The sequence below is a fragment of the Novosphingobium sp. genome (genome assembly GCF_027489515.1).
GTDB lineage: Bacteria > Pseudomonadota > Alphaproteobacteria > Sphingomonadales > Sphingomonadaceae > Novosphingobium.
Genome location: NZ_JAIXZS010000043.1, coordinates 1 through 8,539 on the forward strand (window position 1 = coordinate 1; position 8,539 = coordinate 8,539).

9 protein-coding genes and 1 pseudogene are annotated in these 8,539 nt (G+C 65.7%); 5 read left to right on the forward strand and 5 right to left on the reverse strand.

Annotated elements, in window-relative coordinates; all coding sequences use genetic code 11:
• Nucleotides 1-119 (reverse strand): annotated as a pseudogene (locus Q0082_RS07630) (Co2+/Mg2+ efflux protein ApaG); the annotation flags it as partial.
• Nucleotides 120-218: 99 nt separating this feature from the next.
• On the opposite strand from Q0082_RS07630, the gene Q0082_RS07635 reads away from it, so the two are divergent.
• Genes Q0082_RS07635 through Q0082_RS07645 form a run of 3 tightly spaced genes read left to right on the forward strand, consistent with a single transcriptional unit; the run spans nt 219 to nt 3,044 of the window.
• Nucleotides 219-833 (forward strand): recombination protein O N-terminal domain-containing protein, encoded by a 615-nt coding sequence (locus tag Q0082_RS07635; RefSeq protein WP_298191286.1) that lies wholly within the window; start codon nt 219-221, stop codon nt 831-833.
• Between the two features lie 22 nt (nt 834-855).
• Nucleotides 856-1,911: a 3-isopropylmalate dehydrogenase gene (gene leuB, locus Q0082_RS07640; RefSeq protein WP_298191287.1), complete on the forward strand. Its 1,056-nt coding sequence runs from the start codon at nt 856-858 to the stop codon at nt 1,909-1,911.
• Between the two features lie 11 nt (nt 1,912-1,922).
• The gene (locus tag Q0082_RS07645; RefSeq protein ID WP_298191288.1) at nt 1,923-3,044 is read left to right on the forward strand and encodes a glycosyltransferase family 2 protein; all 1,122 of its coding nucleotides are present in this window, start codon (nt 1,923-1,925) and stop codon (nt 3,042-3,044) included.
• A gap of 60 nt (nt 3,045-3,104) precedes the next feature.
• Here the strand turns inward: Q0082_RS07645 and Q0082_RS07650 are convergent, their stop codons facing one another.
• A complete protein-coding gene (locus Q0082_RS07650) occupies nt 3,105-4,412 on the reverse strand; it encodes a phospholipid carrier-dependent glycosyltransferase (protein WP_298191289.1) in 1,308 nt (435 codons plus the stop codon).
• A gap of 86 nt (nt 4,413-4,498) precedes the next feature.
• Here Q0082_RS07650 and Q0082_RS07655 point away from each other — a divergent pair, with 86 nt between their 5' ends.
• Nucleotides 4,499-5,707 (forward strand): aminotransferase class I/II-fold pyridoxal phosphate-dependent enzyme, encoded by a 1,209-nt coding sequence (locus tag Q0082_RS07655; RefSeq protein WP_298191290.1) that lies wholly within the window; start codon nt 4,499-4,501, stop codon nt 5,705-5,707.
• Between the two features lie 47 nt (nt 5,708-5,754).
• Here Q0082_RS07655 and Q0082_RS07660 read toward each other — a convergent pair whose 3' ends face one another.
• From Q0082_RS07660 to Q0082_RS07670, 3 genes are all read right to left on the reverse strand, one after another.
• Entirely contained in the window at nt 5,755-6,003 is a 249-nt protein-coding gene (locus tag Q0082_RS07660) for an accessory factor UbiK family protein (protein WP_298191291.1), read from the reverse strand.
• Between the two features lie 95 nt (nt 6,004-6,098).
• Nucleotides 6,099-6,653 (reverse strand): TspO/MBR family protein, encoded by a 555-nt coding sequence (locus Q0082_RS07665; RefSeq protein WP_298191292.1) that lies wholly within the window; start codon nt 6,651-6,653, stop codon nt 6,099-6,101.
• Between the two features lie 148 nt (nt 6,654-6,801).
• The gene (locus Q0082_RS07670) at nt 6,802-7,599 is read right to left on the reverse strand and encodes a TlyA family RNA methyltransferase (protein WP_298191293.1); all 798 of its coding nucleotides are present in this window, start codon (nt 7,597-7,599) and stop codon (nt 6,802-6,804) included.
• Here Q0082_RS07670 and Q0082_RS07675 point away from each other — a divergent pair.
• A complete protein-coding gene (locus Q0082_RS07675; RefSeq protein ID WP_298191294.1) occupies nt 7,550-8,251 on the forward strand; it encodes a hypothetical protein in 702 nt (233 codons plus the stop codon). The genes Q0082_RS07670 and Q0082_RS07675 overlap by 50 nt on opposite strands.
• The last annotated feature ends 288 nt before the right edge of the window (nt 8,252-8,539 follow it).

The following is an 8,539-nucleotide window of genomic DNA, read 5'->3' on the forward strand; positions in this document are numbered from 1 at the left end:
ATGTGATAGACCCAGAACCATTTGCCGGCATCGATGCGCGACTGTTCGGGCAGGAAATTGACAGCGACGCGCACTGTCACTCCCTCCGTCACGGCAGCATGCTGGAAGAGCTGTTTCATACGAAACAAGCTACCCCAGATTGCCGCCGGTTCCAACGGGGGATTCATCCATTCAGCTGCTTGCCGCAACCTTTGGCAATCTCCACACGGGAAACCGCCATGCTCATAAGGGCCCCCGCCATCCTTTGCGCCTCACGTGCCCACGGTGAGCACGGCGCGGTGGTGCGCCTGCTGACGGCAGACCACGGGCTCGTCGCCGGCTATGTCGCCGGTGCGCGCGGGCGCACGCTGCGGCCCGTGCTGATTCCCGGCAATCTCGTCGCCGCCGAGCTCACCGCCCGCACCGCCGGCCAGCTCCTTTCGGCACGGCTCGAGCTTATCACCAGCCGCGGCCCCTGGCTCAGCGAGCCGCTGGCGAGCGCGGGCATCGGCTGGGTGACCACCCTCACCGCGCAAAGTCTACCCGAAGGCCAGCCTTTCCCCGGCATCCACGGCGCGCTCGAAGCCGTGCTCGATGCGATCTGCCATGCGCCTTCCGCCCGCGGCTGGGCCCGCGCGGTCGCCGCCTATGAAGCGCTGCTGTTGCAAGAGATCGGCTATGGCCATGCCCAACCGCCCCCGGCGGAAGAACCGTGGGAAAGCCTGCTCGCCCGGCTTGATCGGCAGGGTCTTTCGCTATCGAAGCACCTGCTTGCCGATCCGCGCCGCGATGGTATGGCGGCGCGCGCCATCCTGATCGAACGATTCAAACGGATCGGTGGCGGCGCGCGTTGAGATTTCTTCCGAGGATGACCTGATGAAGATTGCAGTTCTGCCGGGTGACGGCATCGGCCCCGAAGTCACGCGCGAGGCGCTGCGGGTTCTCGATGTGCTGGATCTCGGCATAGAACGCGAAGAAGCGCTCGTCGGCGGCGTAGCCTACCACGCCACTGGCCATCCGCTTCCGCCCGAAACACTCGCCCTCGCCGAAGCCTCGGACGGCGTGCTGTTTGGCGCGGTGGGCGATCCCACCTGCGATGCGCTGGAGCGGCACCTGCGTCCCGAGCAGGCGATCCTCGGCCTGCGCAAGGCCCTTACCCTGTTCGCCAATCTGCGCCCCGCCAAGGTCTTTGCCGGCCTCGAAGGCCACTCCGCGCTGCGCCCCGAAGTCGCCGGCGCGATCGATCTGCTCATCGTGCGCGAACTCAATGGCGACGTCTATTTCGGCGAAAAGGGCTTCCGCACCACGGCTTCGGGCGAGCGCGAAGGCTGGGACATGATGTCCTACAGCGAAAGCGAAGTGCGCCGCATCGCCCATGTCGCCTTTCGCGCAGCGCAAGGTCGCGGCAAGCGCCTCTGTTCGGTCGACAAGGCCAACGTGCTGGAAACCTCGCAGCTCTGGCGCGACGTGGTGATCGAAGTGGCGAAGGAATACCCCGATGTCGCGCTCGAACACATGTACGTCGACAACGCTGCGATGCAGCTGGTAAAGAGCCCCGGCCAGTTCGACGTCGTCGTCACCGGCAATCTCTTCGGCGACATCCTCTCGGATCAGGCCAGCATGTGCGTCGGCTCGATCGGCCTGCTCGCCTCGGCCTCGCTCGGCGAGCGCCAGACCGCACACGGCACATTCGGCCTCTACGAGCCGATCCACGGTTCTGCTCCCGATATCGCTGGCAAGGGCCTCGCCAATCCGATGGCGACGATCCTGTCGCTAGCCATGCTGCTGCGCCATTCGCTCGGGCTGGCCGATGCGGCAGACCGCGTCGAGGCTGCTGTGGCGCGTACTCTTGCCGAGGGCGTTCTGGGCCGAGATCTCGGCGGCAGCGCCGGGACAACGGAAATTGGTGACGCGGTGCTCGCAAGGCTGTAAGCGCGCGCTCCATGCTGCAACTTGCCGTCATCCTTCCCACGTTCAACGAGCGCAAGAACATCGCGCCCATGGTCGAGCGGCTTGATGCCGCGCTGGGGGGCATCGCCTGGGAAGCAATCTTCGTCGACGACAACAGCCCCGATGGCACAGCCGAGGAAGCGCGCCGCATCGGTCGTGACGACCCGCGCGTCCGCGTGATCGAACGCATCGGCCGCCGCGGCCTGGCCTCCGCCGCGATCGAGGGCATGTGCGCCACCGCTGCGCCGATCGTCGCGGTGATGGACGCCGATCACCAGCACGATCCTGCGCTGCTCCCCGGCATGTATGAGGCAGTGAGCGGCGGCGACTACGATGTCGCCTATGCCTCGCGCTTTGCCGAAGGCGCCAGCACCGAAGCCTGGGGCCGGCCCGACCGCGTCAAGGCGTCCGGCCTTGCCAACCGCATCGCCCGCCGCGTGACGGGCGTGCAGCTTTCCGATCCGATGAGCGGTTTCTTCATGCTCCGCGCCGAAACCTTGCGCGCTGATGCGCACAGGCTTTCCGGCGTGGGTTTCAAGATCCTGCTCGACATTCTTGCCACGGTCGACGCGCCGCTCCGCGTCAAGGAATTCCCGTTGAACTTTGCCGCCCGCGCCGAAGGCGAAAGCAAGCTCGATCGCACTGTCGTCTTCGAATTCCTGATCGGCCTCTACGACAAGTGGCTGGGCCGCATCATCCCGACGCGCTTTGCCCTGTTCGGCACGATCGGCGGGCTCGGCGTGATCGTGCACATGGCCGTCCTCGCCTCGGTGCTCGGCGCCTTCGGGCAGAAGGTACTCTACCACAACTGGTCCGACCAGATCGAGTTCATCATCGCGCAGACCTCGGCTGCCGTTGTCGCGATGAGCTTCAACTTCATGCTCAACAACGAGCTGACCTACGCCGACAAGCGCCTGCGCGGCTTCATGCCCCTGCTGCGCGGCTGGGCCAAATTTGCCCTCACCTGCTCGGTCGGCCTGCTCGCCAACGTGGGCGCCGCCGCCGCGCTGATGCGCATGGGCTTCCACGCCTATCCTGCCGCGATCGTCGGCATCGTCGTCGGCTCGGTGTGGAACTTCGCGCTTTCGAGCAAGTTCGTCTGGGGCAAGTACTGAAGAGCGTAGAAAATTAGGGACAGTCCCCTTTTTCTTGGCGATTGTCCCTAATCGATCTGCTCACCGCCAGCTATCGAGCCACGTGTAGTCCCGGTACGAAAGCTTCCCCGGCAGCGCTCCTGCCGAAAGGATCGGGTAGAACCCCACGAACAGCATCGCCGATAGCACCACCGTCAGTGCCCCCGGCCAGCGCCGCCCCTGCTCCCACCACTGCGCCAAGACCAACGCCAGCGCTGCCATCAGGAACACGCTGGCGAGCGCATAATGGTAGTAGAACTGCACCGGCTTGCCGTTGATCGCCCAGAAGATCAGGCTCGCGATGTAAAGCACCACCACCGCCCCGCGCAGCCTGTCTCCACGACGCACGCCTGCCCAGAGGCACAGCAGAAGCGCGGGCAACCCGGCCAGCATGGTGAAGGGATTGCCGACCATCAGCACCCCGCGCTGCGCCCCGTCCCACGGCGCGTAGAAGAACCAGATGGGGCGGATATTGAACACCCACTGCCACCACTGGCTCTGGTAGAGATGCGGCTTCACCACGCTGTCCTGCAGCTTGAGCATGTAGCTCTGCCACGGGATCAGCCCCTGCATCGTCAGCGGCTGCACCTTGTAGAAGAACGCCGGCGCAAACGTCGCCAGGTAGGCGAGCAGCGGCACCACCCCCAGCCACACCGCCGCCTCCAGCAGCGAAACACCCGGCACCGGCCCCGCATCGCGCGCGATCAGGAAGCCGCGCCGGCGCCCCGCCAGCGCCCACCAGCGGTCCCACGCAAACAGCAGCCCCGGCAGCGCGAGGATCGGTGCCCCGTTCCACTTGCCGCCCAGAGAGAGCCCCAGAAACATCCCGCACAGCGCCAGATGCAGCCTTGAGCCCTTGCGCCACGCCAGCGCCGCCTGCCAGAACCCCAGCGCCAGCATGCTCGCCATCGCCATGTCGAGCATCGCGATCCGGCTGAGCACGAACCACAGGAAGTTGGTCGCGAAGAGCAGCGCAAACAGCAGCGTTGCGGGCCGCGAGAGGCTCGCCCACCACATTGCCCGCATCGCGGCAAACAGCCCCAGCGTGCCGAGCAGCGCATTGGGCAGCCGCCAGCCGAACGGATTGTCGCCGAACATCAGCATGCCGAGCGCAATGAACTCCTTGCCCAGCAGCGGATGCTCGGGGTTGAGCCGGCTCGAAAGCTCGATAAGCCGCCGCGCCGCGGGCAGGTAATGCACCTCGTCGAACATGATCTTTGAAGGTGTGCCCAGCCGGTGCAGCACCACCACCAGGAAGGCCAGCGTGATCGCCCAGCACCATACCAGCGGATCGCCATCGGTGCGGCGCGGCGCGGTCAGGGGGGTGGTTATGCGGGAAAGCACGGACATGGGCCGGGCGCGCATACCCCGTTCCGCCCCATAAGGGCAATGGCGGTGCTTGCACCGCCGGCCCTGCAAATCTAAGGCCCTAGCCCATGAAACGCACCACCGGACAGGACCGCTCGATCACCGCCAACTGGCGCCCCGCAACGCAGGCCGTGCGCGGCGGCACCTGGCGTTCGGAAATGGGTGAGACCTCCGAAGCCCTGTTCCTCACCTCGGGCTATTCCTACGATGATGCCGCCACCGTCGCCGCGCGCTTTGCCGGCGAAGACGATGGCATGACCTATTCGCGCCTGCAGAACCCCACGGTGCAGATGCTGGAGGAGCGCATCGCCCTCCTCGAAGGCGCCGAAGCGTGCCGCGCGCAGGCAAGCGGCATGGCCGCGATGACCACGGCGCTGCTCTGCCAGCTTTCCGCAGGCGATCACATCGTGGCCGCGAAGGCTGCATTCGGCTCGTGCCGCTGGCTGGTCGACAACCTGCTCCCGCGCTTCGGCATCGAGGGCACGACGATCGACGCAGGCGACAACGCCGCGTGGGAAGCCGCGATCCGGCCGAATACCAAGGTCTTCTTCTTCGAAAGCCCGGCAAACCCGACGATGGACCTCGTCGATCTTGAGTTTGTCTGCACGCTGGCGCGCAAGCACGGCATCACCACCGTGGTCGACAATGCCTTCGCCACGAGCGCGCTCCAGCGCCCGCTCGATTTCGGCGCGGATGTGGTCGCCTATTCAGCCACGAAGATGATGGACGGACAGGGCCGCGTGCTGGCGGGAGCCGTCGCGGGCTCCGCCGAATTCATCAATGGCAAGCTGCTCCCCTTCCAGCGCAACACTGGCCCGAACATCGCCCCGTTCAACGCGTGGGTCGTGCTAAAGGGCCTCGAAACGCTGGATCTCAGGATCCGCCGCCAGAGCGAGAACGCGATGAAGGTCGCGCAGTTCATCGAAGGTCGCCTGCCCACCGTGCGCTACCCGTTCCTGCCGAGCCACCCGCAGTTCGCGCTGGCGCAAAAGCAGATGCTGGCGGGCGGCTCGATCATGAGCCTCGAAGTCCCCGGCGGGCGGGCGCAGGCCCATGCGCTGCTCGATGCGCTTCAACTGATCGACATCTCCAACAACATCGGCGATTCGCGCTCGCTGATGTGCCACCCGGCTTCGACCACCCACCACGGCGTCGGCCCCGAAACCCGCGCTGATATGGGTGTGACCGAGGGGATGCTGCGGCTGAACGTGGGGCTGGAGGATCCGGACGACGTGATCGAGGATCTGGATCAGGCGCTGAAGGCGGCGGGGCTCTAAGCCCCGCAACCGCACCCAGATATCGTCATTGCGAGCTTGATCTGGGCTCAGCCGCCCAGCTTCGCCTCAAGCGCCTCGATCCGGGCCTTGAGTGCGTCGGCTTCCTCGCGCGCGGCGGTGGCCATGTCCTTCACCACCTCGAACTCCTCCCGGCTGACGAAATCGATGCCGCCGAAGGTCTCACGCAGTTTCTCTCGCGCGGTTTCGCCGGCTTCACGGCCCATGCCGGCGAGCGTTCCCGCGGCGCTGTTCAGCAGCTTGACGAAATCGGCGATCATCGGGTTCTCGGACTGCATGGCTCTGGCCTTTTGACGACGTTACTGCAACGCAGATGGCGCTTCATGCCGCGACGCGCAAGGCGTGATCCCGGGCAATTTGCATGTCTGCGTTATCAGATCTGCACGCGCACCGCAGCGCCGGAGCCAGCCGCGCCATCGGCCAGCGGGTTGAGCGCCAGGAACTGGTAATTCAGCACCGAGGCAAAGCAGATCCACGCGAGATAGGGGAGCAGCAATGCCCCCGCCAGCGGCCGCACGCGCCAGAACAGCGCGATCAGTGCCAGCGTCAGCACGATCATCACCCCTATGATGCCCAGCGCCACACTCATCTGGTGCATTGCAAAGAACACCGGGCTCCACGAGAGATTGAGCACCAGCTGCAGCGCAAACACCGCCACCGCGATGCCCCGCCCAGGCGCCCCGCGCGCGGATGCAACCATCGCCAGCGCCACTCCGATCAGCACGTAAAGCACCGACCAGACGATCCCGAATGCTGCCGGCGGCGGATAGAGCGAGGGCTTCAGGAGCGCCGAAAACCAAGGGTTTTCCGGCCCCGCGTCCGACACGATGCTGGAAAGGAACCCGAGCCCGAGCACGGCTGGCACCGTAAACAGAGACCACCGCAGCAGGCTGGCGCGCAGCTGGGCAGGAGAAGCGAGATAACGCATGTGCTCGAAGTGTCCCCAAGAGACGCCGGGTAAAAAGCGATTCGTTGCCAAGTGTAACGATGCGATATTGGCCGGGCGGTGGCGACTAGGCAATCGCCGCAGGGCAGATCTGCTTCAAAGCGGGACAATTGGCCGTTCAGGCGACCGTTCAGGGCGCCTCCACCCCTGCATCTCTGCTGCCATCATGGAGCGCGAAAATCAGGAACTCGACATTGCCTTCGGGCCCGGTGATCGGGCTCGTCGTGATGCCCTGCACCGCCCAGCCCTCGCTTTCCAGCCAGTCCTGCACCTCGCCGCAGACGCGCTCGTGCAAGGCCGCATCGCGCACCACGCCCCCTTTGCCGACTTCGCCGCGCCCCACCTCGAACTGGGGTTTGATGAGCGCCACCAGCCGCGTTGGCCGCGCCGCCAGCGAAAGCGGCACTTCCAGCACCTTGCGCAAGGAAATGAAGCTCGCATCGCACACGACCCAGGTCGCCGGGCGGTCGATTTGATGCGGCGTCAGGATGCGTGCACTCGTCTGCTCGAGCACCGTCACGCGGGGATCCTGCCGCAGCTTCCACGCGAGCTGGTTCGTGCCGGAATCGACCGCGAAGATATGTGCCGCGCCATGCGTCAGCAGCACGTCGGTAAAGCCGCCGGTTGAACTGCCGATATCCATCGCGATCACGCCCGCCGGATCGAGCCCGAAGTGCTCAAGCGCATGGGCCAGCTTGATCCCCCCGCGCGATACCCACGGATGATCGCGCCCGCGCACTTCGATCGGCGCATCAGGCGCCAGTGCGTGGCCAGCCTTCACCAGCTTGGTCTCGCCCGAATAGACGTGCCCAGCCAGAATCAGCGCCTGCGCGCGGGCGCGGCTTTCGGCCAGACCGCGCTCGACCAGCAACTGGTCGATGCGCACCTTCGATTTACCCGTTGTGTGTGCAGAGCTTCTTGTTGTCACCGCCGCTCTCTTCCATACCCGGGGCATGAAGATCAACCGCTCAACCCTGCCTGTTGTCCTGCTGATGGCGTCGGCGTTCGCTCTGGCGGGCTGCTCGGGCTCGCCGCCGCAACCCTCCCCGGCACCGCGCGGCGGCACCGCCGCGCCTGCGCCAAGGCCTCTTCCGCAGCCCGCGCAGGCGCCGCGCCCGGCGCCGCCCCAGCAACAGCAACAGCAACAGCAAATGCCAACCCAATACGCCAACACGGCAAACTGGCGAGATCTGCCGCTGACGCAGGGCAACTGGACCTATAGCGCCGATAACACCGGCAGCGCCGTCCGCTTCGGCCAGCCGGGTGCTGCGCCGCTTCTGGTCGTGCGCTGCGACCGCACCCGTCCTGCCATCGTGATGCAGCGGCCCGGCTTCGGCGCCAGTCAGGTGCCTGCCACCATCACCACCAGCAGCACACTGCGCCGTCTCACCGCCGCACCGGCCAACCCGGCCGTTCAGAACGCCGCCATCCCCTTCGAAATCGCCTTCGCAGTGCGAGATCCGCTGCTCGATGCGATCGCCTTCAGCCGGGGCCGGTTCATGCTCGAAATGGGGGGTGCGCAGACGCTCGTCCTGCCCGCCTGGTCCGAACTTGGCCGCGTGATCGAAGATTGCCGCTGAGGGATGCGCGCCCCGGCGGACTTATCCACCGCACCGGCGCGAAGCCCCAATTCTGACCGCAAAAAAAATCAATGCAAGACTTGTTCTTGGTCGCCCGATGAATCACATTCCACTCAAGATCGGTACAGGGCCGCAATCCTCCGGTCGAGCCGCATACCGAGGCGGCACTTTGGCTCAACAGCGCGAAAGGAGGTGATCCGATGTCTCATGGTTCAGCAGAGGGGTCGGCATTGCGCATCGCGGAGCATTATCGCTAGTTTGTTCAAGCGATAAAGGCACCGTGGGCGG